25 protein-coding genes are annotated in these 25353 nt (G+C 55.3%); 7 read left to right on the top strand and 18 right to left on the bottom strand.

Annotated elements, in window-relative coordinates; translation table 11 throughout:
* Positions 1 to 63 precede the first annotated feature (63 nt).
* Positions 64 to 762 carry a 3-deoxy-D-manno-octulosonic acid kinase gene (locus B3Y70_RS14235; RefSeq protein WP_113880424.1) on the top strand — a complete coding sequence of 233 codons (699 nt, stop codon included), beginning with the start codon at positions 64 to 66 and terminating at the stop codon, positions 760 to 762.
* Here B3Y70_RS14235 and B3Y70_RS14230 read toward each other — a convergent pair.
* Genes B3Y70_RS14230 through B3Y70_RS14190 form a run of 9 tightly spaced genes read right to left on the bottom strand, consistent with a single transcriptional unit; the run spans position 752 to position 9733 of the window.
* On the bottom strand, positions 752 to 1858 hold the full coding sequence (locus B3Y70_RS14230) for a glycosyltransferase family 4 protein (protein WP_153741289.1): 1107 nt from the start codon (positions 1856 to 1858) through the stop codon (positions 752 to 754). The two genes, B3Y70_RS14235 and B3Y70_RS14230, sit on opposite strands and share 11 nt — an antisense overlap.
* Complete coding sequence (locus B3Y70_RS14225) at positions 1855 to 3102, bottom strand: O-antigen ligase family protein (protein WP_153741290.1); 1248 nt, start codon at positions 3100 to 3102, stop codon at positions 1855 to 1857. Before B3Y70_RS14225 ends, B3Y70_RS14230 begins: the two co-directional genes overlap by 4 nt.
* Positions 3099 to 4106: a WavE lipopolysaccharide synthesis family protein gene (locus B3Y70_RS14220; protein WP_194841924.1), complete on the bottom strand. Its 1008-nt coding sequence runs from the start codon at positions 4104 to 4106 to the stop codon at positions 3099 to 3101. Before B3Y70_RS14220 ends, B3Y70_RS14225 begins: the two co-directional genes overlap by 4 nt.
* Before the next feature lie 20 nt (positions 4107 to 4126).
* Positions 4127 to 5155, bottom strand: a complete 1029-nt coding sequence (locus B3Y70_RS14215; protein ID WP_228285539.1) for a hypothetical protein — start codon at positions 5153 to 5155, stop codon at positions 4127 to 4129.
* Between the two features lie 48 nt (positions 5156 to 5203).
* Entirely contained in the window at positions 5204 to 6067 is an 864-nt protein-coding gene (locus B3Y70_RS14210; RefSeq protein ID WP_199452546.1) for an aminoglycoside phosphotransferase family protein, read from the bottom strand.
* A 40-nt stretch (positions 6068 to 6107) separates the two neighbouring features.
* Positions 6108 to 6662 carry a D-glycero-beta-D-manno-heptose 1,7-bisphosphate 7-phosphatase gene (gene gmhB, locus B3Y70_RS14205; protein WP_199452545.1) on the bottom strand — a complete coding sequence of 185 codons (555 nt, stop codon included), beginning with the start codon at positions 6660 to 6662 and terminating at the stop codon, positions 6108 to 6110.
* Complete coding sequence (locus tag B3Y70_RS14200; protein WP_199452544.1) at positions 6659 to 7702, bottom strand: glycosyltransferase family 9 protein; 1044 nt, start codon at positions 7700 to 7702, stop codon at positions 6659 to 6661. Before B3Y70_RS14200 ends, gmhB begins: the two co-directional genes overlap by 4 nt.
* 1 nt (position 7703) lies before the next feature.
* Positions 7704 to 9152, bottom strand: coding sequence for a bifunctional D-glycero-beta-D-manno-heptose-7-phosphate kinase/D-glycero-beta-D-manno-heptose 1-phosphate adenylyltransferase HldE (hldE, locus tag B3Y70_RS14195; RefSeq protein WP_379945200.1), 1449 nt, complete (start codon positions 9150 to 9152; stop codon positions 7704 to 7706).
* A complete protein-coding gene (locus tag B3Y70_RS14190) occupies positions 9149 to 9733 on the bottom strand; it encodes a D-sedoheptulose-7-phosphate isomerase (RefSeq protein ID WP_153741297.1) in 585 nt (194 codons plus the stop codon). The genes hldE and B3Y70_RS14190 overlap by 4 nt, the downstream gene beginning before the upstream one ends.
* 262 nt (positions 9734 to 9995) lie before the next feature.
* Here B3Y70_RS14190 and rfaD point away from each other — a divergent pair, with 262 nt between their 5' ends.
* Genes rfaD through B3Y70_RS14175 form a run of 3 tightly spaced genes read left to right on the top strand, consistent with a single transcriptional unit; the run spans position 9996 to position 12687 of the window.
* Positions 9996 to 10937: an ADP-glyceromanno-heptose 6-epimerase gene (rfaD, locus tag B3Y70_RS14185; protein ID WP_153741298.1), complete on the top strand. Its 942-nt coding sequence runs from the start codon at positions 9996 to 9998 to the stop codon at positions 10935 to 10937.
* Positions 10934 to 11941: a lipopolysaccharide heptosyltransferase II gene (gene waaF / locus B3Y70_RS14180; protein WP_273030114.1), complete on the top strand. Its 1008-nt coding sequence runs from the start codon at positions 10934 to 10936 to the stop codon at positions 11939 to 11941. Before rfaD ends, waaF begins: the two co-directional genes overlap by 4 nt.
* Positions 11938 to 12687, top strand: coding sequence for a glycosyltransferase family 2 protein (locus B3Y70_RS14175; protein WP_273030112.1), 750 nt, complete (start codon positions 11938 to 11940; stop codon positions 12685 to 12687). Before waaF ends, B3Y70_RS14175 begins: the two co-directional genes overlap by 4 nt.
* Here B3Y70_RS14175 and B3Y70_RS14170 read toward each other — a convergent pair.
* Positions 12671 to 13765 carry a glycosyltransferase family 4 protein gene (locus B3Y70_RS14170; protein ID WP_273030111.1) on the bottom strand — a complete coding sequence of 365 codons (1095 nt, stop codon included), beginning with the start codon at positions 13763 to 13765 and terminating at the stop codon, positions 12671 to 12673. The genes B3Y70_RS14175 and B3Y70_RS14170 overlap by 17 nt on opposite strands.
* Positions 13766 to 13835: 70 nt before the next feature.
* On the opposite strand from B3Y70_RS14170, the gene B3Y70_RS14165 reads away from it, so the two are divergent.
* Positions 13836 to 14864 carry a glycosyltransferase family 4 protein gene (locus tag B3Y70_RS14165; RefSeq protein ID WP_273030110.1) on the top strand — a complete coding sequence of 343 codons (1029 nt, stop codon included), beginning with the start codon at positions 13836 to 13838 and terminating at the stop codon, positions 14862 to 14864.
* A gap of 23 nt (positions 14865 to 14887) precedes the next feature.
* On the opposite strand, the gene B3Y70_RS14160 is transcribed toward B3Y70_RS14165, so the two are convergent.
* From B3Y70_RS14160 to B3Y70_RS14150, 3 genes are all read right to left on the bottom strand, one after another.
* Complete coding sequence (locus tag B3Y70_RS14160; RefSeq protein WP_011784312.1) at positions 14888 to 15796, bottom strand: lysophospholipid acyltransferase family protein; 909 nt, start codon at positions 15794 to 15796, stop codon at positions 14888 to 14890.
* Positions 15793 to 17211, bottom strand: coding sequence for a mannose-1-phosphate guanylyltransferase/mannose-6-phosphate isomerase (locus tag B3Y70_RS14155; protein ID WP_011784313.1), 1419 nt, complete (start codon positions 17209 to 17211; stop codon positions 15793 to 15795). Before B3Y70_RS14155 ends, B3Y70_RS14160 begins: the two co-directional genes overlap by 4 nt.
* 83 nt (positions 17212 to 17294) lie before the next feature.
* Entirely contained in the window at positions 17295 to 17966 is a 672-nt protein-coding gene (locus B3Y70_RS14150) for a YrbL family protein (protein ID WP_011784314.1), read from the bottom strand.
* A 24-nt stretch (positions 17967 to 17990) separates the two neighbouring features.
* Here B3Y70_RS14150 and B3Y70_RS14145 point away from each other — a divergent pair, with 24 nt between their 5' ends.
* Positions 17991 to 18647, top strand: a complete 657-nt coding sequence (locus B3Y70_RS14145) for an SGNH/GDSL hydrolase family protein (RefSeq protein WP_011784315.1) — start codon at positions 17991 to 17993, stop codon at positions 18645 to 18647.
* On the opposite strand, the gene B3Y70_RS14140 is transcribed toward B3Y70_RS14145, so the two are convergent.
* Genes B3Y70_RS14140 through lpxL form a run of 4 tightly spaced genes read right to left on the bottom strand, consistent with a single transcriptional unit; the run spans position 18625 to position 22672 of the window.
* Complete coding sequence (locus tag B3Y70_RS14140) at positions 18625 to 19638, bottom strand: glycosyltransferase (RefSeq protein ID WP_011784316.1); 1014 nt, start codon at positions 19636 to 19638, stop codon at positions 18625 to 18627. The two genes, B3Y70_RS14145 and B3Y70_RS14140, sit on opposite strands and share 23 nt — an antisense overlap.
* Positions 19635 to 20753, bottom strand: a complete 1119-nt coding sequence (locus B3Y70_RS14135; protein ID WP_153741302.1) for a glycosyltransferase family 4 protein — start codon at positions 20751 to 20753, stop codon at positions 19635 to 19637. Before B3Y70_RS14135 ends, B3Y70_RS14140 begins: the two co-directional genes overlap by 4 nt.
* Entirely contained in the window at positions 20750 to 21712 is a 963-nt protein-coding gene (locus tag B3Y70_RS14130; protein WP_153741303.1) for a mitochondrial fission ELM1 family protein, read from the bottom strand. The genes B3Y70_RS14135 and B3Y70_RS14130 overlap by 4 nt, the downstream gene beginning before the upstream one ends.
* Before the next feature lie 3 nt (positions 21713 to 21715).
* On the bottom strand, positions 21716 to 22672 hold the full coding sequence (lpxL, locus tag B3Y70_RS14125) for an LpxL/LpxP family Kdo(2)-lipid IV(A) lauroyl/palmitoleoyl acyltransferase (RefSeq protein ID WP_011784319.1): 957 nt from the start codon (positions 22670 to 22672) through the stop codon (positions 21716 to 21718).
* A gap of 102 nt (positions 22673 to 22774) precedes the next feature.
* Between lpxL and waaA the strand changes: the two genes are divergently transcribed.
* Positions 22775 to 24028 (top strand): lipid IV(A) 3-deoxy-D-manno-octulosonic acid transferase, encoded by a 1254-nt coding sequence (waaA, locus tag B3Y70_RS14120; protein ID WP_153741304.1) that lies wholly within the window; start codon positions 22775 to 22777, stop codon positions 24026 to 24028.
* A gap of 47 nt (positions 24029 to 24075) precedes the next feature.
* Here waaA and B3Y70_RS14115 read toward each other — a convergent pair.
* The coding region (locus tag B3Y70_RS14115; RefSeq protein WP_288589975.1) for a TolC family outer membrane protein at positions 24076 to 25353 on the bottom strand (1278 nt) is incomplete at its 5' end.

The following is a 25353-nucleotide window of genomic DNA, read 5'->3' as shown; positions in this document are numbered from 1 at the left end:
TTTTTATTAAAGTTGTTGGTGAATGGCCTTGTGAGAGGTTCAGTGGTGGGCTCAGATACGGAAGTGCACATAAAACGCGATGGCATCAACGCACTGGTGGTGCCTGAGTGGGCAGAGCAGTTCGACCCTGATTGGTTTGACCCTGATTATTGGGGTGAGCGCGCGGTGCCGGTTTCTTCGGGGGGGCGTGGGAGCGCCTGGTTTATTGAGCGCAGCCCGGAACATTGGGTGCTTCGCCATTACCGTCGGGGAGGATTGGTCGGAAAGCTGATACGTGATCGGTACCTATACGCAGGCGAGGTGCGCGTGCGCGCGTTCGTTGAATTCCGACTGTTAGTCCAGCTCCGTGTTTTGGGGCTTCCTGTTCCTAAGCCCGTGGCTGTTGTGTACCAGCGCAAGGGGGTACTTTACTCCTCGGCCATTATCATCGAACGCTTGCAAGGTGTTCGCCCATTAGGGGATGTTGCTCTGTCCCTGGACGCAACCCGTTGGCGCGAAATCGGGCAAGTGATTCGTCAATTCCATGATGCGGGTTTGTATCACGCGGATTTGAACTGTTTCAACATCCTGGTCGGAGAGACTTCAACCCACCTGATAGACTTTGATAAAGGTGAGCTGCGCTCCCGAACCCCTTATCGGACTTCCTGGAAAGGTAATACGCTAGATCGGTTGAAGCGTTCCCTGAATAAGGCTTATGGCGAAGAGCTGGAGCGTGAATGGCAGTTTTTCCTTGAGGGGTACAACGCCTCCACTAACGTTTGATGAGAGAGCTCAATAGATCCGCCATAGCCTGTTTTTGGTTTACCATTGAATACTGTTGGGCAAGACTTGCCGCCGCCTGACTAGCTCGCTTTCCTGCGTCAGGGTCTGTCAGCATGTTCTGCGCGGCTTTACCCCACTCCTCCAGGTTGTAGCCACTGATTACCTCTGGCACTGAGTGATCCTGCATCAACTCAGCGACGCCGACGTTGTCACTTGCGATTGTAGGCACTCCACAGGCCAGCCCCTCCAGAACTACACGGCCATATTCTTCCAGTAAGGCGGGGAATATGTGCAAATCCAAGGCATGAAACAGTTCGTGGACGTTTGGTACCGGGTCGATAAATCGAATCCGGGACTGCAGGCCGTTTACTGATATCTGGTCGGCAAAACGAGTACTGTTGGATTTCCCCACGACAAGGAATTCAATCGGAAAGGATGTGTTTGCTGCAAGAAATCCGGCGACCTCCAGAAAGAAACGAACGTTTCGTTTGGTAAAGTCTCCGGAGGTGATCAGTCCAACAACCTTGGATGTTTCAGGGAGCTGCAGTTCTCGGCGAGCTTTACACCGGAGTGCTTCTTTGTCAGACACGTTGAACAGACTGGTGTCAACGCCCTGATAGAAAACTCGTAGTTTGTCGTTGGGCACTGAATATCGCTGCTGGAAATCATCGGCCATAAGCTTGGAGTTGGTGATGAGCGCCCGATAATCTCCTGCCGAGATGACGGAGTCATGGAATGCTGCAACATCAAGTTCAGGTGTGCCGCATGTTTCTTCATGCAATCTGACACAGTTGTGCATCACCAGGATGTCATTGCTGTGGCTGTCACCATGACTGAAAAAGAGGTCGTAGGGGTTTGCTCTCAGCCAGTGTTGTACACGCTTATCAAACCAGGTTCGGCGATAGGCGCCTTTGATGGGCCACCGCATGATGCGAACAAAATCCGCTCCACACTCATCCAGGATTTCCCGGTTATAGCGTTCTGCAATAATCGTAATGTCATAGCCCATAGCCTTGAGGTACTTGCAATGTTCAATCACGCACCTAACCGCACCGGTGTGTCTTTGGATTTGTCTGATAGCGATGATGGCTCTCAATGTGGACGCTCCCTATAGGTGTTACAGATGAACCAGGCTGCGACAGCATAATACAACCCAAAGTTCTGAAGAATTCTCCTCTGATCAAACAGAGTGATGGTAAGTCCAAAGAAGATGAACGATAGAAAAATCACAGCCAGCGTAACACGCAGAATATGGTGGTTCAGATGGCTGCCAGGGCGAGGTGTGGCCAAGTAGAACAAGGGAAGGGTCAGAATCAAAAGTAGAAGAAACAGACCTATCAGGCCGTGAGAGGCAAGCTGATACAGGTATTGATTGTGTGGCTCGGAAGAGAAATCTGACATGAGTGGTTTTAGTTGCCCTTCGGAAATCCGGGTCAGGATTTCCGTTCGGTATCCCGAGAAACCTGAGCCAATAAAAGGGGCCTCGGTGACAACGTTCATCGCGGCATCCCACATGAGTAGGCGCATTCCCATGGAGGTATACATCTGACCTTCTGAGAACTTATCAATCTCATTCAGGGTTAACTCGTATCGTTCGGATATTGGGTCAACAAATTTGACTGAGACGATGGCAACCGAAGCGACGAGAGCGAGTGTAATGACAAAGTAACGGATTTGGTTTCGGGTAACACTGAACCAGAATCCAATGGCGAGAAGTGCCAGAAACAAAGCAACCAGGCCGCCCCGGGATCCGGACTCCATAAAGGCTATCAGTGCGCCAACACTTCCCATCGCGGCTATCACATACCAGTGACGCTTGCTCTGGGTGAGTAATCCTCCAACGCAGAGTATCAAGGTAATAAGGGCGATATTGCCAAAATGGATGGCATGAACCAGTCCGTCTAACCTGCCCTCGCCGTCGTGCACAATCCAATACGCCAGAAACACCAGACCGCTCAGCGAAAAACTCAGTAACAGATCCTTTGCCCGGAACCGCGCGTGAAACAGGAGTGCGATGACAGGAATGCTGATCAAGAGCAGGGCGTGTCGCTCCACACGGGATTTTGCGAAATCGCTGGGATCAACGAGCCAGTAAATAATGATTGACCACATAAAGAAGAGAAAAGGTGCGGCAACGAATAGCAGGGCCTTTGGTTCAAAGCAAAGTCTCCTGCGAACGTTGGCGCTGATCGCAAATGAGACGATTCCGGCGAGCCCCAAAAGATACCAAAGGGCACTGCCGTATCCATCAACGATGACGCTGAGTGCAGGGAAGGTGCCAATGACGATAAGCAGTAAATACTTGAGGGCGGATGCCAGGCCATGTTGTGCTGGGGTCATTTGATGCCGCCTGACTCACTGCTGCGTCTGTTTTTGTAGAGCTTGACGATGGTCTCCAGCTTGACAGGATGCACATGGACCAAGCGTTTCAGAAACAGGTTTGCCTTCACTGAAGCCGGTGCTTTAGGGAAATCCGGGTCGCAGTAACGGCGATAAATCTCTTGCCACTCCCAGTGTTGCCACTGGGCGCATTGCCCTTTGGTACGTGAGATTCGGGCGGTTCCGAGAAACTTCTGGCAAAGCCCCAAGCCGAGGTCGGCAGGGGAGGCTATTACCAGGTTGTTGGCGAAACAAAGGTCAGACTGCTCCAGCCGGCTGGCTGATCGATCAAGTAACTCGTTGACATGTATTGAAGTGTCAAATTTCTGCAGGGCCTTTATCCAGAACATCTGAGTGCAATCGGGCGGATAACTTTTGTACAGGGCACCTTCATTATCGTGAATAGGGTCTTGGGCATCCTCAAAAAGATCGAGATCCCAAAGGGTTCTCAGGTCTTCGGTTAAGCCAAAATAGAAAAAGTCAGAGAGATGGAAGGGTACCCGGAATCCTTTAGCGTACTGTCTGGTGAATACGTTTGAGACGACAACTCTCTCTTTCAGAAAGCAATGCGTTGAGGTTCTTTTGGGGTATTCACGTTGCAGAGCTACGAAGTTGTTTCCCGTCAGATAGTTGTCACTACGTAATTTGACCGCGTATTTCGTGGTGACCTCTCTCAAGCCCTCACGTGTTGATACTATCTGCCTGTTATTGTTGAAGCGATGTGGCGCGCCGTCCCTTCCAAAAAACCTGACATTAGACCCGGGATCTTCAGATATGACGAGCCGATCGTAATCGAGCCCAGCGAGTTCCTGGCCGGGCCATGTTGAGAGAATCAGCGTGCTACCAGGAAGGTGCTGCCGAACTGACTCCAGGCATTTCTGGGTAATGCCTGGTTCTTGTTCACGGTCCTGAAAGCTCTGCACAGGGCCTTGGACAACCACGCTAATGTCAGAAAAGTCGCTCATTCGAATGCTCGTATCAGGTTTTATATGCCAATATCAAAGCCAATAGACTCTTCAAGCATTTCTTTTAGGTCGTCGCTATTACGTTTGATATTTATCGCGTCGCAGCTCTTGAAAGGGTTTGTTCGGGCGTAATCGTTGATTACGATTCTTCGGCCATGCACCAGGCCAAAAATAATATCGTCGTAAGGAATATTTAGGCGCTCAAGTTGCTTGATGGTTGCTTCCCGAAAGCTTTCCTTCCGCGATGTAGTGATAATTATCTGGACCTTTCCAGATTTGTGAAGTTTGTTCAGGACCTGAATGTTCTTTGTTATGCCATCGGTTTCACCCCAATACGGTGAGTTGTATTGAGCCGAATTCTCTACCAAGGTTCCATCAAGGTCTACGAAGAGCGTAGAGTATTGAGCCTTATATTGATTCCATTCGCGAATCGTTCCCCAGTCACAATAATCTTCACTATGCAGGGCGTTGAACGTATGGCCGTCCAGGAGCATCTGATAGATAATATTAGATATGTAAAGGTCGGGCGAGTCGCTGCTCAGCTTTTCATAAGTGTCCATAAAGGTTTGGGCTGACTCAAAAACGTAGCCTCCCACACAGAATGTTGAGCTAACGATCTTTTTCTCAACAATATTTTGCACAAAGCCATACTCATCAATGTCTATATAGCTTTTGTTTCGTGCATTAACGGTTTCTAGCTCGTGGAGGTCCAGACAGCAGACGTGGTTTCCCTCCTTAACGGGAGCAGAAAACTGGTTGTCAGAGTCTTTAATGAATATTGGACCGTTGATGCCCGCAGCCTTGAGTCCTTGATAAACCGTCTCGGGCTGGTTCCGTGTGCGTTCTTCCAGCATGATAAAACGAAGTTTGTCTCTGTGGCCAATTTCATCAAACTGAGTCTCAATCGCGACTCTTACGGAATGTTTGTCTTCATGCTCCTGTAAGCAGATCAAGTTGATACTTTCAAATTTATCCAGATCCAGTTTTTTGATTGCTTCAACAATCATCATGTGGCCCCTTGGGTGAGTAAGGAGCCATTTGGGTTTCATGTCTGGGAACCGTGATGAGCTTCCAGCAACTGGTAGAATTAGATGCATTTAGTCCTCCAGAGTCTTCAGGGATGTTTGAATGAAATTTAAAGTGGTTGTGTCGTTGGCGTATGGCAAAATTCTTAGAACGTTGACAGATTGGAGTATGTTGTACTCTTTCCCGGAGATTCCGAGAGCTGATAGCTTACGTTTTGCGAATATATCCAACTGCCGAAGCCCTTGGCAGACTCGAAGATGAGAGATCGGTTTTTTGGACTTGGTGAGAGACCAGTGAAGGTGCGTATCCTGCCGGAGCTTGACTAGGTCCATGATTGGGGAGTCGATATAGCTGTCCAGGAAATCGAATAGGCCGATGCAATTACCATTGGCAGAAAAAACGATGTTGGACAGGGTAAAATCGCCGTGACACCAACCATTCGGAATATTAATTTCTTTTTTTGTTAATCGGTCTCGCAATTTATTCCCGAAGAGCTGGTCGATCTCTTGTTTTTGAGGCTCCCCTGAAATGTTGCGAGAGATTTCATCCAGCTTTAACAAAGCCGACGTATTAACTGTTTGGTAGTCGGTTCGCAGGTTGTGATCGATGAAGCCTTCGATTGCTTTGATACTTTGCATTAACGCAGGTACGGAACAAACGCCAAGGAAGTCGATGAAGTTCAGGTAGGGTAGAAATTCCATTCGTGCGGAATAGAGGCCGGGATTATCCGCTTCATCATAGAGTTCTGGGACTATTATGGCAGGGTTCGTAAGTGCGTGTCGGAAGTCGTTTTGTTTGCGAATTTGTGCCTGGAGACGCGGAATATACGACGGGAGTGCGCATTCTTTTTCAACCATGATTCGCTGGTCATGAGTAAGCAGCCTTACGGTGCATCCCGAATTGCCAGAAATCTCAATTGAAGGCTGATGTAGCATTCCCGCTCCTTAGCTTTCTATTTGGTCTTATGTAATCACACTAGACCGATGATCTATCGTGGATAATCTGGTCAACATGCGTTAGCAGAGATAGTGAGGCCTCGTTGTTCGGCAACGTCACAAAGAGGCTGCCGGTCAACACCCTTACCTTTGTGCCGATACCGGCTCGTTCCGCTGCTGCAACGTCACTTGGTTTATCCCCGACCATAATGCACTCCGCCGGGTCCAGCTCAAACTCCTCAATCCCCCTCAATATCATCCCCGGCTTCGGCTTCCTACAGTCACAGTCTCGTTCACCTGCAGGTTCGAAATCCGGATGATGCGGACAATGATAAACCTTGGAGATGGTCACGCCCTGTTCCTTGAAGCGTTCCACCATCCAATCTGTGAGTTCCTGGAATTGGGCTTCGGAGTACATACCTCGGGCAATGCCGGATTGATTGGTGACGACAATCAACAGGTAGCCCCTTTCCTGAAAATGCCGGCAGGCTTCAAAAATCCCGTCTACAAACTCGAAATCTTCTTTGCGATAAACATAGCCGTGATCCACGTTGATCACGCCATCGCGGTCCAGAAATACGGCTTTGTTGGTCATAGGTTCTGTTCCTGAATACAGCGGTCCAACATGTCGATAACCTGTTCTGTCGTGATGTTTTCCATCAACTCTGCGCCCTTGAGCCTCTGGCCCCAGCGGCTTTGTTCCGGCGTTTCCCCTCGCATCTGCTTCAGTGCGGAGGTATAGGCATCTACCACGTATTCCTGCCACAGGTAGGGGCCGGTGCGTTTCGGGTTGCTGTGGGCATAGAGGCCAATAACCGGCGTGCCGGCGGCAACGGCCATGTGTGCGGGGCCGGTGTCTGGTGCCAGTACAAGGCTTGCTTCGCCAATCAGGGCGAACAGCTGCTTCAGGCTCGACAGGCCAACCATGTTGCGTATGGGGTGTTTGGCGTGGGCCTGAATGTTGGCAGCCAATTCCTTCTCACGCTCTCCCGGGCCGCCACAAAGATAAACCGAAAAGCCCAGGCTGGCGGCGTGGTCGGCAACGGCCGCGTAGCGCTCAGGCAGCCAGTTCCGCTCGGCGTTCGAGGCGGCGGGGGTGATGATCAGGTGTTTGCGGGTACCGGGGTCGAGCTGGGTTTTGGCCCAGTCCCGGTCTTTCGCATTCACCGGAATGTTCCAGGCGGGGGCTTCAAGAGGAATGCCCAGCGATTTCTGGAACTGTCGAAAATTATCTAACACATGCACCTTGTCGGTCGGCTCAACCCGTTCGTTGATAAACAGGCTGTGCAGCTCTTTGCTTTTGGCTTTGTCGTAGCCGATTCGTCGCTTGGCGGAAATACACAAGCTGGCGAGATTCGCTCTCAGGGCGACTTGCATGAGTAGAAGGGCGTCAAATTGTTTGCCCTGGAGCTGGCGTCGAAGGTTGCGGTACGCGGCCATGCCCTGCTTCTTGTCAAACACGACAAAGTTGACGCCGTCCATGCCCGCCATCAGTGCGGCTTCAGCCTTGCCGATCACCCAAGTGATCTCAGCTTCCGGGTAATGCTGCCGGATAGCATGAACTACTGCAGCGGCGTTGCAGGTGTCACCAATGGCCGACAGGCGCAGCAGGCAGATGGAGCGTGGCGCAGACAAATCAGCCTCGAACTTTCTTGATCAGCCCGGTGGTGGAACGGCCTTCAACCGTGGGCAGAATGGCAACCTCACCGCCGTTTTCCTGAACAAAGTCCGCGCCGACGATGGTGTCGATTGAGTAGTCGCCGCCTTTGGCGAGCACCTGCGGGTTCACCCGTTTGATGAGTTGCTCCGGGGTGTCGTTCTCCTCAGTGTTGTCACCGAAGGGGATGACCCAGTCCACACAGGCCAGGGCGGATAGCACTTCCATCCGGTCTTCCAGCGAGTTCACCGGGCGCTCCTCGCCCTTCAGGCGACGCACGGAGGCATCGGAGTTCAGCCCGACAACCAGTCTGTCACCGAGCGCCCGGGCCTGGGCCAGGTAGCGCACATGGCCGGCGTGCAGGATGTCGAAGCAGCCGTTGGTAAAGACAATCCGTTCGCCCTGTTGTCGGGCGTAATCAATGTGCAGCAGGCTCTGCTCGACGCTGGGGTGGTAGCCGCTGGTCTTGGCCGACCACTGGTGGCTGGCGCGGGCAGCCAGTTCCTCCGGGGAAACGGTTGCGGCGCCTAGTTTGGCGACCACAATGCCAGCCGCAAGGTTGGACAGCCAGGCGGCGTCTTTCAGATCAAACCCGGCGCTCAGCAGGGTGCCCAGTGTAGCAATCACAGTGTCACCGGCGCCGGTGACATCGCTTACTTCCAGGACTTCCGCCGGGAAATGGTGGTGCTCCGTCGGGGTGATCAGACTCATGCCTTGCTCGCTGCGGGTCAGCAGCATGGTATCGATGCCCGCGTCGGCCAGCATGGCGCGGGCCGAACTCAGCATGGCGTCATCTGAGGAGGCATCTCCGCCGGCGGCCTTGAATTCACTCAGATTCGGGGTAATGACGGTTGCGCCACGATACAGGGAGAAGTCTTTGCTTTTCGGGTCCACCAGAACTTGCTTGCCGGCCTTTCGCGCAGCCTTAATCAAGTCGCCAACACAGGCGAGGGTGCCTTTGGCGTAGTCGCTGATGATGACGGTATTGTATTGCTCAACCAGTTCGCCGTAACGCTGCTTAATGCTTTCGGCCTGGGCGACGGGGAAGGTGTCTTCCATGTCGAGCCGAACCATCTGTTGATGGCGGGAGATGATTCTCGTTTTGGAAATGGTGCGTGCGTCGTCCAGTTCCAGGAGCTCGGAATGGACCTTTTCTTTGACCAGAAGATCTTTCAGCAAACGACCGTCTGTGTCGTTGCCGATGATGCCTAGAATGGCGGCCTGGCCGTCAAGGTGGGCAATGTTTCTGGCAACGTTGGCGGCACCGCCGGCCCGGTCTTCTGTGTGTGCGACGCGTACCACCGGCACCGGTGCTTCCGGTGAAATGCGGTTGGTGTCGCCAATGAAATAGCGGTCGAGCATGACATCGCCAATCACCAGCACAGAGGCGTTCTGAAGCTGGTCCAGCCGGGCCAGATCAAGCATCAGTCAAGGCCTCCGGACAGCACCACCTCATCCATCGCTTCACACAGCCAGTGGCCGATGAACATATGGGCCTCCTGGATGCGGGCGGTTTCGTCACTGTTGATGATGATGGACAGCCTGGCGATGTCTTTTACCTTGCCGCCATCCCGGCCGGTCAGAGCAACGGTTGCGGCGCCCATGTCGTTGGCAGCTTTCAGGGCCCGGTTGATGTTCTCACTCTGGCCGGAGGTGGTCAGGCCGATCACCAGGTCTTCAGGCTTTCCCAGGCCCAGAACTTGTCGCTCAAATACGGTCTCGAATTCGTAGTCGTTCGGGTGTGCTGTCAGAATGGACGTGTCTGTGGTCAGGGCGATGGAGGCCAGGGGGCCGCGCTCTTTTTTATAGCGGACCATGAACTCGGCCGCCAAATGCTGCGAATCTGCAGCACTGCCGCCGTTGCCCAAGAAAATGATCTTGCCGCCCCGTTTCAGGCTTTGGCGCGTCAGCTCCAACAGTTGCTCGACGGCTTCCTGGTGTTCTTCCATCACTGCAAAGGTTTTGCGGTGCCGTTCCAGGGTGGCGAGGTAACTGCTTGGCTGGGACATGTGAGCCTCCGGTATGAACAATCCCAAAGTCGACCCGGTGCGGCAGCACCAGTTCCAAACGCGAAGTGTACCATGGCCGCAACAGGCGTCCCATATGCTTTTTCACAGACTAACCGCCCGTTAATCCAGTGTTCATCATGGTTCTGGCCGATGGAGACTCGGGCTCTGGTTGTTTTAGGCAGGTACAAAAGAGGTTAGTATTACGGCTGAACACAGCGGCCATCTTCTGGCCTGTCCGCACAGAAATTTCAGGAGCCTTACCATGATTGTCGTCACTGGCGGTGCCGGTTTCATTGGAGCCAACATTATTCACGCCCTTAACTCGCGTGGCGAAACCGATATTCTGGTGGTGGACGATCTGACCGACGGTACCCGTTTCCGGAACCTGGCGGAGCTGGATGTCACGGATTACATGGACAAAGGTGAGTTCCTGGAGCGGGTCAAAGCGAATGACCTGCCGGTGGGTATAAGGGCCATCTTCCACGAGGGGGCCTGTTCAGACACCACCGAGTGGGATGGCAAGTTCATGATGGAGAACAACTACACCTACTCCAAGGTGTTGTTGCACTGGTGCCTTGATCGCAAGGTGCCGTTCCTCTATGCGTCCAGTGCCGCCGTCTACGGAGCCAGTGATGAATTTCGGGAAGAGCGCGAGTGCGAGCGACCGCTTAATGTTTACGGTTATTCCAAGTGGCAGTTTGACCAGTACGTGCGCAAGATTCTGCCCTCCGCCCGCAGCCAGGTTGTTGGTTTCCGCTACTTCAACGTGTACGGCCCGAGGGAGCAGCACAAGGGCAAGATGGCGTCCGTGGCCTATCACCTGCACGAACAGATCAAAGCTGGCCAGAATCCCAAGCTGTTCCAAGGTTGGGATGGCTATTCTGACGGTGGGCAACAGCGTGACTTTGTATATGTAGACGACGTGTGCAAGGTGAACCTGTGGTTCTATGATAATCCGGACCAGTCCGGCATTTTCAACCTGGGCACCGGCCGTGCCCAGTCGTTCCTGGAGGTGGCGGAGGCAGTCATTCAGTACCACGGTAAGGGCAAGGTGGAGTTCATCCCTTTCCCGGATGAGCTGAAAGGCCGTTATCAGAGCTTTACCCAGGCGGATGTCAGTGCGTTGCGTGATGCGGGCTATACCGATTCGTTCACCGACGTTGCCAATGGTGTAGCGGCCTACCTGGCTTGGCTGGATCGATGAAATATCTGGTGGTTGGCCCGTCTTGGGTGGGTGACATGGTTATGGCTCAGGCGCTGTTCATGTCCCTCAAACAACAGGACCCGCAAGCAAAAATCGACGTGCTGGCTCCCGGGTGGTCGCTCCCGATCATCGCTCGGATGCCAGAGGTAAACAAAGGTATCGCGGCACCCTGGAAAAGTGGTGAGCTGGCCCTGAAGGCCCAGTGGCGATTGGCCCGAACGCTGAAAGGATACGATAAAGCGATTGTCCTGCCGCGTTCGTTTAAGTCCGCTTTGATTCCTTTCTTTGCAGGCATTCCCAAGCGGGTTGGTTTCAGTGGGGAGGGGCGCTCGATTCTGCTTACCGATGCCCGGCGCAGACACCCAACCCGAGACGGCTCTACCATTACCGACAAAACCGTGTGGCGTTACATGGGGCTTGGGGCCAGCAAGGCGGATTACGAGAACTATCAGTTTGATGTGCCACAACCGTCACTGACGATTGACAAAGCGAACCTGAACGACGTGATGGGTAAACTGGGCCTGAACCCGGAACGCCCCGCCATTGCCATCTGCCCCGGTGCGGAGTTCGGCCCAGCAAAGCAGTGGCCTCTTGAAAACCACCGGGCGCTCGCTGAAAAACTGGTGCAGCAGGGCTTTCAGGTCTGGGTTATGGGTGGCCCGAAAGATGTGGAGCCGGGTGAGCAGATTGCCAATGGTCAGGAGGGCGTGTTCAATCTTTGTGGCAAAACCCGCCTGGAAGATACCGTGGACCTGTTCAGTCATTGCCGCAAAGTGGTCAGTCACGATTCCGGTTTGATGCATGTGGCTGCGGCCTCGGGTGCTGAAGTGGTTGCCATCTACGGTTCCACCAGCCCCGATTTCACTCCGCCGCTGACGGATAAGGCGACGATTGTCCGGCATCCGGTGGAGTGCAGCCCCTGCTTTGAGCGCACCTGCCGTTTCGGCCATTACAACTGTCTGACGGGCATTTCGGTGCAGCGGGTTATGGAGGCCTGTCAGTGAAACTCAGCGCGGTACTTATCACAAAAAACGCAGGAACAGAGTTTGCCAAGTGCCTGGAAAGCCTGGCGTTTGCCGATGAGATTGTGATTCTGGATTCCGGTTCGACAGACGATACGTTGTCTGTCGCCGAGAGATTCGGCGCGCGCATTTTCCAATCGGACGACTGGCCAGGCTTTGGTCCGCAGCGTCAGAGGGCCCAAAGCCACGCGCAGGGCGAGTGGTTGTTCTGGATCGATACCGACGAAGTGGTCACCCCGGAACTGGCCTCCTCCATTCAGCGCGCCATCGAACAGGCTCCGGCGAAGAAGGTGTTTCAGGTAAAGCGGTTGTCGTGGTTTTTTGGTCGTTTCATCCGGCACTCTGGCTGGTATCCCGACAAAGTGGTCCGGTTGTACCGCCGTGAAGAATACGGGTATGACAATGCTCTGGTGCATGAAAAGGTGCACTGTCCCGATGCCAGCGTAGAAACGCTTGACGGGGATTTGTTGCACTATACCGCGACCAATTTCCCGGATTACATGGCGAAATCCGTCCGCTATGCGGAGGATTGGGCCGAGGGGCGGGCCCGCCGTGGCAAGAAAGCCTCACTGTTTTCCGCCTGCACCCACAGTTTAGGCGCATTTGTCCGGAAGTATCTGCTTCAAAGGGGTTTTCTGGACGGCCGGCATGGGTTTTTGCTGGCCGTCACCACCGCCATTTATGCCTTCAACAAATACGCAGCACTCTGGATTAAAACTCGCCGTTGACGGTTTCCCTCAGCACCTTCAAAAGGGCTTCAGACGAATGCTGTACGTGAAAGTGCGAGGCGATTCTATCTCGAGCGCTTTGGCCCATATTTGCGCATAGTTCTGGGGATTCATGCAGCCGCTGAATGCCTGCAGCAATTTCTTCAGCGCTACCGGGCGTTACGCGTATGCCGGAAACGCCATCTTCAATGAGCTCCGCACTTCCTCCGGTATCGCTGACGATTGGTGCAACGCCATAGGCCATAGCTTCAATCACCGTTTTTGGAAGCCCCTCGCGTTTGGTCGAAGCCAGCACGGATACCTGGCAGGACGCAATGATGGCTGGCGCGTCTTTTCTGAATCCAGTCAGGTGAATTCTGTCGGCCATCGGGCTGGCCTGGATTAGAGCCTGAACCTCTGGATTGTCCATTCCCCGGCCCACGAGCAATAGGTGGATGTTGCTGTCCGCGGGTAAAAGGTGTGTGGCTTTCAGCAGAATTGGCAGTCCTTTTCTGGGGCGGATATTTGCCACCGCCCCAACCACAAAGGCGCCATCCGGTACGCCGAATTGTTTGAGGTCTACCGGAGTATCCTGGTACCAGTCGAGATCGTGGCCTTTATAGACCGTACAAACTTTGTCTTTGTTGCCCCAGACGTGCTTTTGTAGGTCATCGCGGGTTGCTTTGGAAACGCAGATAATTCGATCCACCCGTGGGCTTAAGTGGGTCAGGTAGCCACTTGGGTCCCAGCGGCTGATATTGCCGGTTTGGCCTCGATAGGTCATAACTTTGACTGGCAGGCCGATTGCCGCAAGGTTGGTGTTAGCGATGGCTTTGTTGTTAAAGCAGTACACGGCGTCAAACTTGCCTTCGATCAGGAGGTGACGAATTCGACGAATGGCTTCAGGCTCTATTTTCTTTCGGGGATGGAAACCGTGTACCTTGATGCCGTTTTCTTCAAATCGGGAGCGGTACTCCGCATCCGGTTGTGTCATCAGCTCAACTTCGACACCCAATTTTGCCAGCCCGATCAGCATTTCGGCTTCTGGCCGAACAGAGTTCCAGGTATCTACATAGGAGCTGATTACAAGTAGCTTCACAGTGTTATGTCCTTTTCATGGTCGATCTCTTACACTGCCGCCATTAAAACATCGACGGGGCCGAGTTGGTATGCACATTTGCCACGTAAATCTGGCCGGAGGTTTTTCCGGTGGTGAGCGACAGACCGTAAACCTGATTCGGGAGCTGGCGAAGCGTGGCATTCAGCAATCGCTGGTGGCCCGGCCGGGGAGTCGTCTATGGGCTGAGCTGGAAAGCATCCAATCGCTCGGTAGGCGAGAGACTGGACATTTTCTGCTGGGCCACGGCAAGGGGGATTGGGACCTCGTTCATTGCCACGACGGTAAATCAGTCTACTGGGCCTGGATCGAGTCCCGCCTGCGTAGAACGCCTTACGTCGTCACACGGCGAGTCGATAATCCCATCGGAACCGGGCGCCTGACGTCTGCGGCCTATGGCGGAGCCGCGACCGTCGTCTGCCTGAGTTCGGCCATTGAATCAGTTGTACAACAGCGACTGGGCCGCGTGGACACTGTCATCATTCCCTCGAGTTTCTCAGGCTTTCCCGCCGCACCAGACGCCGTCGAAGCTATCCGGCAGCAGTATCCCGCCAAACGCCTGGTTGGCCAAGTGGGGCGCCTCCTGAAGCACAAGGGTTATCACATCACGATTGAGGCAGCGCGTTTGCTGGGCAGCCTCAGGCCAGACGTGCAGTTCATTTTCCTGGGAGAAGGGCCAGATGAACAGTGGCTCAAGTCCCAGGCACAGGGTTTGCCCAACGTCAGTTTTCTGGGGCATAAAGATAACGTCGGGGATTGGTTGGCAGCTCTGGATGTCTTCGTGTTCCCCTCACTCTCCGAGGGGCTTGGCTCAACGATTCTTGAGGCCATGCAACATCGTGTGCCGGTGGTTGGGGCCAAAGCCGGAGGCATTCCTGATCTGATCTCCGATAAAGCGAATGGTCTTCTGGTATCTCCGGGTGACCCGGAGGCTTTGGCTTCGGCGATTCAGTTTATCCTCGATAGCCCTGAGCAGGCCGCCGCTTTCGCAGACGCTGCCCAGGCTGGATTAACAGCGTTCAGCCCTGCGTCGGTAGCGGAGCGTTACCTGGGACTCTACTCCGCAACCTTGCAATCCTAAGGTAGTTCCTGGCAGCCGGGCGGTTAGTCGCAAATCTGCCCGGGCTTATAAGGATTCGGGTTCCCCGGCGGCCGGTGCCGCATACGTTTGTACTCCCACTGGTACTGTTCAGGGGCCATTCGTACCACCTTTTCCACGGATTGATTCAATGCGGTGGCGCCGGCCACTGCATCATCGGCACCAATGCCAGGCTCCGCCGGAGTGACCAGAATCTTGAAGCCTTCGCCGTTGGGCAGGCGCTCGGCGTAGGTCACCAGAACATTGGCCCCGGTTTTCTGTACCAACTTGCCGACCAGGGTCATGGTCATCACGTCCATGCCAAAAAAGGGCGCGTAGGCGTTGGTTTTGCCCCGGGGAGACTGGTCGGGAAGAATGCCGGCTACGCCACCTTCCTTCAAAATGCCCATCAGGCGCATCAGGCCTTTACGGTCGCCGCGTACCAGTTCGGAGCCCAGGCGCCCCCTCACCCGAATCATGTAATCTTCGAATTCCTTGATGTGCGGAGGGCTATATAGCGCGGCCATCTTATAGCGGGAAGAGAAAAACAGGCCGGCCAGCTCCCAGTTGCCAAGGTGGGGCGCGAGCAAGATCAATCCTTTGCCGGTCGCCAGGGCCTCATCAACCAGCTCCAGGCCTTCCGTTTCCTTGATCAACCCAAGGCACTTATCTACGGGCCACTCCCACATCAGCGGAATTTCCAGGGCCGTCATGCCGGTGTGGGCCAGGGAGTCTCTGGAAAGGTCCCTGCGCTGCTCTTCGGTGAGTTCCGGCAGGCAGATGTCCAGATTGATGTCGGTGATCTTCTTTGGCCTGCCGCCCAGTTTCCAGGCCAGGAGCCCCAGCCATTTGCCGATGAACTGTGCGGCTCCCAGGGGTAAATAGCTAACCATCCGCAACAGGCCGGCAATCAGGTAATACTTGAATTTGCTCATGATCTGCCGTACCGGTCCTCGAATCGTACAATATCGTCTTCGCCCAGATAGGATCCGGACTGCACTTCAATCAGTTCCAGATCAATAACGCCGGGGTTTTCAAGGCAATGGATCTGGCCGACCGGTATGTAAGTGGACTGGTTCTCGGTCACCAGGTACGACTCCTCGCCATTGGTTACCTTTGCGGTGCCGCTGACGACAATCCAGTGTTCTGCCCGGTGGTGGTGCATCTGGACAGACAGCTTGGCGCCGGGCTTCACGGTGATGCGTTTCACCTGGTAGCGGTGGCCATTATCGATGGAATCATATACACCCCAGGGCCGGTAGACTTCCCGGTGATTCATGTGCTCGTGTCGACCATCATTCTTGATGCGTTCAACCACCTTTTTGACATCCTGGACCTGATCTTTATGGGCGACCAGCAAGGCGTCTTTGGTTTCAATGATCACCAGATCTTTCACGCCAACCGTGGCCACAAGGCGGCTGTCTGCCCGGACCAGAGTGCTCTCTGTGTTATGGGCAATGACATCACCGCTGAATGCGTTTCCGCAGCTGTCTTTCTCGGAAACTTCCCACAAGGCGGACCAGGAGCCGATATCGCTCCAGCCGGCATCGAGCGCTACCACGGCGGCGTTATCGGTCTTTTCCATCACGGCGTAATCGATGGAATCTTCCGGGCACTCGGCGAATACGCTTTCATTCACGCGGGTGAAGTGCAGATCCTCGCTGGCGTCGTCCAGCGCTGCCTGGCAGATCGCAAGAATGTCCGGGCGGTGTTTCTGCAGTTCCTGAAGGTAGGTGCGGGCGCCGAACAGGAACATGCCACTGTTCCAGAGGTAATCACCGGATGCGAGGTATTCTTCCGCGGTAGTCTGGTCGGGCTTCTCTACAAACCGGCTAACGCTGAAGCTGTCGTCCGCCAATTTCGGGCCTTGCTGGATGTAGCCGTAACCGGTTTCCGCATGGCCGGGTACTATGCCGAAGGTCACCAGCTTGTCCTGCTGAGCCAGGGGTATGGCTTTCTGGATGCCGCTCTGGAACGCAGCGATATCTTTGATCAGGTGGTCTGCGGCCAGAACCAGCATCAGCGGGTTCTGGTTTTCATCGATGTTCTTGACCAGTTGCAGGGCTGCCAGAGCGATGGCCGGTGCCGTGTTGCGTCCACAAGGCTCCAGAATAATTCGGGCATCTTTGTAGCCCGCCTGGCGCATTTGCTCAGCCGCCAGAAAACGGTGGTCTTCATTGCAGATCAGGAGTGGATCGGCGGATTCCATACCATCCAGCCGCGCCACGGTCAGCTGCAGCATGGATAGATGTTGGTCCGTCAGTTTCAGGAACTGCTTGGGGTTCAGTTGCCTGGATAACGGCCAAAGGCGAGAGCCGGTGCCTCCGGCCATAATGACGGGGTGAATCATGTGCGCGCTCCAGGGTGTTGAATTGTTGCCAATTCGGCTAAGAATCACTGACACTATATGTTAACACGCAGATCTTAACGGTTTTATCTTAGGCGTTGGAAATCTTCCCAGGATAGACCTTCGCCGTTTTGTTCCCAGGCCAGTCGTTTTCTGAACCTGTCGATCTTTCTATCTATGTAATGTGAACTCCAGCCCGGTAGCGGCGCCAGCGCCTGGGGGATCGTTGGCGCCCCGAGACCATCCACCAGAAACAATTGAGTGCGGCCAATCCGATCCGTGACGACCAGGTTATGAGGGAGCAGGTTTCTGGTGAGTATTCGGGTTTGTTTCAGCCAGTCGAGAAATTCTCTGATGCCTGTTTCCAGTTCCGGTGTCAGGCCATGGTCTTGCATCAGTGTTTCGAGCGTTGGCGCAACATTGCCATCAGCACAACGAATCAGTTCGCTTTCATTGGCCTCGCCAAGGGAAGTTTGCACGCTTCCATAGAACCTTGGCAGATGCGACCAGACAAGATCTTCGCGACCTTTAGCGAGCAGTTCTCGTATGGCACGCTGATTGTGCGCGATGATCTCCTGGGTGTTATCGTTGAGCCGATTGGTTCCTAAAAGCTGCTTGAGGCGTGATTGCCTTTGGGTGCGGGCTGCAATATTTTCGGGGCGAACGATCTTCAGGCAGCGGGCTGAATCTAACGGGTGTTCGTAACACAGGCGATTGTAGCCCTGCGCGAACGGCAACTTGTCAGACAGGTCTAGCATGGTTTCATTAGTTGAGGCGAGAGAGTGAATCGGGCAATAGCATACGGGGATTGCAACACAGAAGGGCTTAAAGGTGAATGTTTCCCTTTATGGCCACAGATTGTTTGTGAGTCGGAAGCGCTTGAGCTGACCAATTGCGGACACACTATGAGCACGACTCGTGAACTGCTTGAGTACAATCGTGCTTTCCCCGCGTCACAGTACGCTGTTGCTTTTGTCCAGTATGGTCTGGTGGACTCCTGGCTAACGTTTCGCGGGGCACCCTATGTGCTTTATTACCCTGATTTCCCCTTGCGTAAACTGGCCAGAAAGCTGGTTAAGAAGCTCAAGAAACTGGCGCGTGTATGGCAGCTGCAAAAGCGTTTGGGGGCTGTTGAACAGGTACCGTTATCAGAATACGTGGATAACCTTCATCAGGTGATTGTATCGGCGCCCAAGACCCGTTTTATTCTTGTTGCAACGGCGCCCAACCTGGATGAGCCACGCAACCCAAGGATCAAAGTCTACAACGAAGCATTAGCGAGGATTGCGGAATCCCACGATAATGTGATGTACGTGGATGTTTATGAGGATATCTGGGCGCATCGCGACCTCACTCTCATGGAGGACGGTACTCACCTGACAGCCGCAGGGCATGAACGGATTGCGGCGAAGATTATTAGTGTATTGAAACAAGGTTAGCGATAGCTCTCTGATAGACATTCAGCGTTTGGCTAGCCATGCTGGAAAGCGATAGTTGATCAGCAGCAAATGCTTGTGCTTCTGCCTGCTCGGCGACCAATGTTGAAGTGTCTTGGCTTAGATAAGCAGCAAACCGCTTTGGGTCTTCACCACGAAAGATGTGTTTTTCAGGCAAGATTTCGTTGGCTATCGGTACGTCGGTTGAAATGACGGGCTTACCGAGCAAGAGCGCTTCTGCACACACATAAGAAAACCCTTCTCTTTCAGAGCTGATCACCACCCCATCTGCCGCAGCCATCAGTGCGGGAACGTCTGAGCGGAAGCCAAGCAACTTCACCGTCTCAGACTGATGGGTTGAGCTGATGAGATCCGCAAGTCGCTGCCGCTCAGGCCCGTCACCCGCTATGAGCAGGGTTCCCGGGCAATACTGAAAGGTTCTGATGAGAAAGTCGAAGCCTTTGACCGACACCAATCTGCCCACGGCCAGCCAAACCGGCCGTTCTGTTTCCTTGGGAAGCAGGGCTGGCGCCTGAGGAATAACCGATACGCCATTGTAGATGACCGTAACGCCCGGTTGGGCGATGTCCGTTGCAAGGGCCTGACTGACGGCGATCAGTTGGTGAAACGCAGCGGCTTTAGGGTAGCGCGACTTGAAGCCGTGAATGGTCGCTACTCGCATCAGGCTTCTCGTAAAAGGTGTCAGCCGCTGAAGAACGAAGGCCGCTTTCGTGCCCTGTGCATGAATAACATCGAAACCGTTGGCTCTGATTAGACGAAGGACGGTGAGCAGTAAAAAGGGAGAGTTGCGTGAGCCACCTGTATCCAATGCTCGCGTTTTTACCGCTGGTTCAAGGTCCGAGAGATGCTGTGATGCAGCCGCCAACGTCACCGTGTGCCCCAGTCGTGCCAGTTCGCTGGAGAGTTCACGGGCGTGTTTTTCCATGCCGCCGGTATCTGGATTGTCCGAGAGCATCAGCATCAGAATATTCACGGGGTGAGATCCTGCCGCGCTGCCATCAGTTTTTGATAGATGGCGAGCGTGGCCTCCGTCTGCGCCCGCAACAAAAACCGCTCTGGCAACTCAATCTCTGGCCGGGGCTTATCCAGCAGCCCCAACACCGCACTGGCGAATGCCCCGGTATCATCCGGAGTCACCAGTCCGTCCCGAAAGCATGCCTGCAGCGTTTCCGCCGCACCGCCCCGGTTGTAGGCAACCACTGGCGTGCCGGACGCCAATGCTTCGGTCACTGTGCGGCCAAACGGCTCAGGCTTGGTGGACATGTGGCAAACCACATCGGCGAACAGGTACAGGTTGGTCATGTCGTTGCGCTGGCCGAGGAATGTGACTTTATCGGTCAGGCCCAGCCGGCTGCGCTCTTTTTCAAGCTCCTGCAGGAATCGTTCTTTTCCCGGTTCGGCCCCGCCTACGATGATACCGTGACAATCCGGCCGCTGGCGGACAATGCGGGCCATGGCTTCAAGGTAGTCCAGTTGGCCTTTCCAGCGGGAGATGCGGCCGGGCATCATAATGATTTTCTTGCCGGCCAGTTGGGGGAAGCGGGACAGGAGAATGTCCAGCCACTGATCATTTATGGCGCGGTTGCGGAAGGCGTCGATGTCGACGCCGCGCTGGATCACCGTCAGCTTGTTTTCCGCTACCTCGAAATTCTTCAACACGTAATCCCGCACGCAATTGGAGACGGCAATGATCTGGTCCGCCCTGGTCATGATGGCGCTGTAGGGATTGACGGAATACATACCGTGAAAGGTTGAGACAACGGCGGGCTGTTGGTCGGCAGGCAGGGTCTTCAGGGCCAGGTGGATAATCCAGGCGGGCATGCGGGAGCGGACATGAACAATGTCAGGCCGCAGCTCCTGTAACAGCTTTCGCATGGGCAGGATCTGTCCGAAAGACGCGGGCGTTTTCCGGTGAATGGGCATGTGGATATGAGTCGAGCCCTGGCCGCGAACTTGTTCGGCCATTGGGCCTCCGTTGGAGACCACGAATGACTGGTGGCCGCGCTTGACCAGCTCGGCGGCGAATTCCACCGTGCCTCTTTCCACGCCACCGCTATAGAGCGCAGGAAGAGCCTGGAGAATCTTCATTGTCTGGCCTCCTTTCCTGATTTTTGAAAAGCAGCCAAATAGTTAGCCGCCACCCATCGGGCAGCCCGGTCGGCTTCCCAGAGTCGTTCATGCCTTTCTGCTTGTTCGGCCATCACGCTGGCATGGTCTGCCCAGTGGGCAATCAGCCCCCGCTTTGTCAGGCGTTTTACTCCGTTCGCAACGCGGCTGTTGGCACGCGCATTCAGGTTCAGCAGGCCGGTGGGCACGCCGGAAGTGGCGGCTTCGCACACCATGGAAATGCTGTCCGGCGTTACCCAGACGGCGCGGGAAGCAGCGAGCTGGTGGCTGAGCCAGTCGTCGTGGGTACGGGTGTGATGCACTACGGAGATTTTCGGGCTCTGCAATTCGGCCAGTCGCTCGCTGGTCATTTCCGGCGTGCGACGGGAATCGGTGATGGTCCAGCGCCACTGAGGGTAGCGGGCTATCAGGTCGCTTATCTGATTCAGAATGGCATCTTCGTCCCAATCGAAATGTTCCGAACGCCCACCCACCAGGATCAGGGCTTCCGGTTTGCTGGTCAGCCGGGCGAGGGGTGTGATGGTGTTGATCACGCCTTCGGTGTGCAGGATATTGTTAGCAGGCTTTACCTCATCATGGGCCGGGATAATCGCGCCATCTACCCAGCCCAGTGGGAAGGCCGGTTTCATCAATATCAGGGTTTTGGCCTTGCCCAGGCGCCGAAGTGCCAGCAATAAACGGTGAGTACCGGTGCCTGCGGCCACGATCAGGGCCGGTTTGGGCAGTGCTGTATCCATGGCTGGGGCCACACCCAGCAGGGCTCGCCACAGAGGTACCGGGTATTCTTCGGCACTGATCCAGTAGAGCGCCGCGCCGGTCAGCACCCGCAGGCGATTGCCCAGCCCCTTGAGTTGGTTTTTGTGGCCGGGCTTGTTGTCTGTCAGCAGCCAGACAACCGGTGCTTGCGAGTGATTGCTCACGAGTTAGTCCTTGCGCTTTCGCCCGTAGAAACCAGGGTCATCCCTGTCTGGGCGGGTCTTGAAGCGGCGGTGCATCCAGAGGTACTGATCTGGGGCCTTTCGGATTTCCCTTTCAATGATGGCATTGATGCGGGTGGCATCTTCCTGATCGTCGCCGCTCGGAAAGTTATCCAAAGCCGGATGAAAGTATATGTCGTAACCAGGTTTGCCATCCCGGCGGAAATGGCTGAACGGAACAACTTTGCAGCCGCTGCGTTCGGCGATTCGCGACGTGGCGGTAATGGTGCCGGCGGGGATGCCGAAAAACGGCGCGAACACGATATCCTTACGGCCGTAATCCTGATCGGTAGCATACCAGACCGCCCGGTTTTTCTTCAGACTGCGAAACAGGCCCCGGAGGTCCCGGGCGCCCAGCACGGTGCCGTAGCGGCGCTCCCTGGCTCTTGTCATTACCGCGTTCATCAGCGGGTTGTTATGATCCCGCTGCATGACATCTGCTTCGATGAACTGTGTAACCAGGCTGCCGCCCAGGTCCAGGGTGCTGTAATGCCCTCCCAGTAATAAGACGCCTTTGCCGCCAGCCAGGGCCTGTTCGAAATGCTCAAGGCCATGGACTTGTGTGATGCCCGTGAGCCTGGCTGGGTCACGAAACCAGGCAATACCTATCTCCAGCAAACCAATACCGTTGGCGATAAAGGCATTGCGAACCAGCGCAGCCTGTTGCTGCTGGTTCAGCTCCGGAAAACACAGGCGAATGTTCACTTCGGCAATATGGCGTCGGCTTTTCGCCAGCCGCCAGGCCAGTAGGCCAGCAATTTTGCCCAGCCACCATTGCAGGCGCAGGGGCAACTGGGCCACCAGCCACATCGCCGCTATGCCAAGCCAGGTTGGCCACCACCGAGGATGGCGATAGGCTGAATAGTCTGTGTTTCGCGGTAGTTTGCGGTACTTCTTCTTCAAAATCGTGAATCCTGCATCGACAAACGGTTTTCCGGGGGGCAAGATGCCCGTCCACAACAAATTTATCCCTATGATAACGCACTGTTTTGCCGGGAGTCCTGCGTGTTCCAGTTTATCTATTCCCTGCTGATCCGGCTCGCCCTGCCGTTTATCCTTGTCCGGCTCTGGTGGCAGGGCCGCAAGGCGCCGGCCTTGAGGCAGAACTGGCAGCACCGGCTGGGACTGGTGCCCGAGATGCACGGGCCGGTTATCTGGGTTCACGCAGTTTCCGTGGGTGAAACCATTGCCGCCGGCCCCATGGTCCGGCGCCTGCTGGCCCGTAACCTGGGTGCGACCATCCTGATGACTGCCATGACTGATACCGGGCTGGCCCAGGCCCGGAAGATGTTTGGTGACAGGGTAGCCTATGCCTACGCCCCTTACGACACGCCCGGGGCTATTCGGCGCTTCCTGAATCGGGTTAACCCCCGCATCCTGGTGATCATGGAAACGGAAATCTGGCCCAATATGATTCGCCAGTGCCGACACCGTCATGTGCCTGTTTTTCTGATCAATGCCCGTCTGTCTGAACGATCTGCCCGGGGGTATGAACGGGTTCGGGGCGTGGCAGCACCTATTATCAAAAGCATCAGCTGGGTGGCTGCGCAAGCCGAAAAAGACGCAGAGCGGTTTCGCCGCATCGGAGTGGCTCCGGGTAATGTTGAGGTCACCGGCAGCGTAAAATTCGATGCGGATATTCCTGATGATGTCCGTGCGGCCTCTGTCAGCTTCCGAAAATCCCTGGGTGAGCGCCCCGTTTGGATTGCCGGCAGCACCCACACCGGAGAAGACGAGCAATTGCTGGCGGCTCATCGCCAGATTCTGGCTCAGCACGCCGATGCCTTACTCATCATTGTGCCCCGGCATCCGGAGCGGTTTGATTCGGTAGCTGAGATGGCTCAAGGCGAGGGCTTTTCCGTGGTTCGCCGGTCAACAGGAGCATCTCCCGCTGGTGCGGAGGTGTATCTTGGCGACACCATGGGAGAGCTGATGATGCTTTACGGAGCCAGTGACCTCGCCTTCGTGGGCGGCTCACTGATCGAGCGGGGAGGGCACAATCCGCTGGAGCCTGCGGCCTGGGGCATTCCGGTATTCTCCGGCACTCATGTGTTTAATTTCGAGACAATCTATCAGCGCTTACTGGATGATCAGGGTGTCCAGCTGGTCGAAAATGCGGATGAGCTGGCGCGGGCGATCTGTTCACTGATAGACGACCCGGAGGCGCTGAAGGCATACGGTGAGCGGGCTCTGGCGGTGGTCAACAAGAACCGGGGTGCGCTGGATAAGGTCGTGGAGGGTATTACGGAGCGGTTGTAACTCCGGGTGCCGCACTGGCACCCGGAATATTCTGCAAGCTGCCCGACTTACTGCACCGGATCGTCCAGTGTCTTTCCTTCTTCGGCCAGGGCTTCAATGCCCCGTGCGCCTTCGCTGAGCCAGTTGTTCAGGTCAATCAGATCCTGCGGGCTCAGGGTGCCTGCCGCCTGCTTCAGTTTCAGGGTGTTGATCACGTAGTCATAGCGGGCGTTGGCGTAATCCCGCAGCGCCACGTAGTACGCACGTTCTGCATCCAGCACTTCCACAATGTTCCGGGTACCTACATCATAGCCGGCGCGGGTTGCATCCAGTGCACTGCGGCGGGAGATGATGGTTTGCTCAAGGGCAGAGGCTGTCTCCACGTTGTTGTTCACGGTCAGGAACAGGCTGCGGGTGTTCACCTGTACATCCCGGCGCACCGTATTCAGGTCCTGTTCGGCGGCGGTGACCAGCGAACGCTGTTCCCGGGCGCCGGCCTGGGTGCCGCCGCCCGTGTAGAGCGGGATGGTCAGTGACAGTGAGGCAACGGACTGGCTGCGCTCCTGCTGGGTAAAAAGGGCGTTCTCCAGACTGGTTTCCTGGTAGGAGGCGCTCAGCTCAAGGGTTGGCAAATGACCGGACTTTGCCGCTTTCAGGCTGGCTTCGCTGGCATTGAGTTGCCTCAGGGCCGCCTGAATAGACCAGTTTTGCTCCACCGCGGTTGCTTCCCACGAAGTCGGATCCATGGGCTCCGGGCGCCCGAGCGGAAAATTCTGCCTGAGATTTTCCATGGCGTCCGGATATTCTCCGGTTAACCGGGCCAGTTGTTCCCTGGCCACATTCAGGTCGTTGTCGGCGGCGATGCGCTGGCTCCTGGCATCGTCGTAGCTGGCACGCGCTTCATAGACTTCGGTGACGGCAATGAGCCCCACGTCAAACCGTTCCCGGGCCTGTTCGTACTGGCGCTGGATGGCCGTTTCAGTCGCTTTTGCGGTTGTGACGGTGTCCTTGGCGCGCAGGACATCGAAGTAGGCGGTTGCCACATCCAGAATCAGTTGTTGCTGGGCCAGGTTGTACTGGGCCTCGGCCGCCTCGGCCTGGAATTGGCTGGCTTCGTAGCTGAACCAGTCTTGAGCCCGGAACAGTGGCTGGGTCAGCTCGACGCCGTAGCGGTAGGTTCGATAACTGTCTCCCGAGAAGAGTTGCCGCGTCAGCTCATCGGCGTTTGCCCCCCCGGGTATATTCCTGGGCTCGAAACGTGTGTAGCTTGCTGACCCAACCGCCGAGATTTTGGGCAGCAGGGCGCTCTTGCTGACATCGCTGGTTGCCTGCTGTGCCTGGAACTG

The organism is Marinobacter sp. UBA5687 (assembly GCF_002420325.1).
Classification (GTDB): domain Bacteria; phylum Pseudomonadota; class Gammaproteobacteria; order Pseudomonadales; family Oleiphilaceae; genus Marinobacter; species Marinobacter nauticus.
The sequence above is the reverse complement of the archived record's forward strand: the minus strand, read 5'-3'. Positions and strand labels throughout refer to the sequence as shown.

Coding starts and splice junctions, on each gene's coding strand:
- B3Y70_RS14215 (WP_228285539.1), bottom strand. CDS start 5,155: ATGAAACCCAAATGGCTCCTTACTCACCCAAGGGGCCACATGATGATT.
- gmhB (WP_199452545.1), bottom strand. CDS start 6,662: ATGACCAACAAAGCCGTATTTCTGGACCGCGATGGCGTGATCAACGTG.
- B3Y70_RS14220 (WP_194841924.1), bottom strand. CDS start 4,106: ATGAGCGACTTTTCTGACATTAGCGTGGTTGTCCAAGGCCCTGTGCAG.
- waaF (WP_273030114.1), top strand. CDS start 10,934: ATGAAATATCTGGTGGTTGGCCCGTCTTGGGTGGGTGACATGGTTATG.
- B3Y70_RS14190 (WP_153741297.1), bottom strand. CDS start 9,733: ATGTCCCAGCCAAGCAGTTACCTCGCCACCCTGGAACGGCACCGCAAA.
- B3Y70_RS14150 (WP_011784314.1), bottom strand. CDS start 17,966: ATGCTAGACCTGTCTGACAAGTTGCCGTTCGCGCAGGGCTACAATCGC.
- B3Y70_RS14210 (WP_199452546.1), bottom strand. CDS start 6,067: ATGCTACATCAGCCTTCAATTGAGATTTCTGGCAATTCGGGATGCACC.
- B3Y70_RS14160 (WP_011784312.1), bottom strand. CDS start 15,796: ATGAGCAAATTCAAGTATTACCTGATTGCCGGCCTGTTGCGGATGGTT.
- rfaD (WP_153741298.1), top strand. CDS start 9,996: ATGATTGTCGTCACTGGCGGTGCCGGTTTCATTGGAGCCAACATTATT.
- B3Y70_RS14155 (WP_011784313.1), bottom strand. CDS start 17,211: ATGATTCACCCCGTCATTATGGCCGGAGGCACCGGCTCTCGCCTTTGG.
- B3Y70_RS14165 (WP_273030110.1), top strand. CDS start 13,836: ATGCACATTTGCCACGTAAATCTGGCCGGAGGTTTTTCCGGTGGTGAG.
- B3Y70_RS14225 (WP_153741290.1), bottom strand. CDS start 3,102: ATGACCCCAGCACAACATGGCCTGGCATCCGCCCTCAAGTATTTACTG.
- B3Y70_RS14135 (WP_153741302.1), bottom strand. CDS start 20,753: ATGAAGATTCTCCAGGCTCTTCCTGCGCTCTATAGCGGTGGCGTGGAA.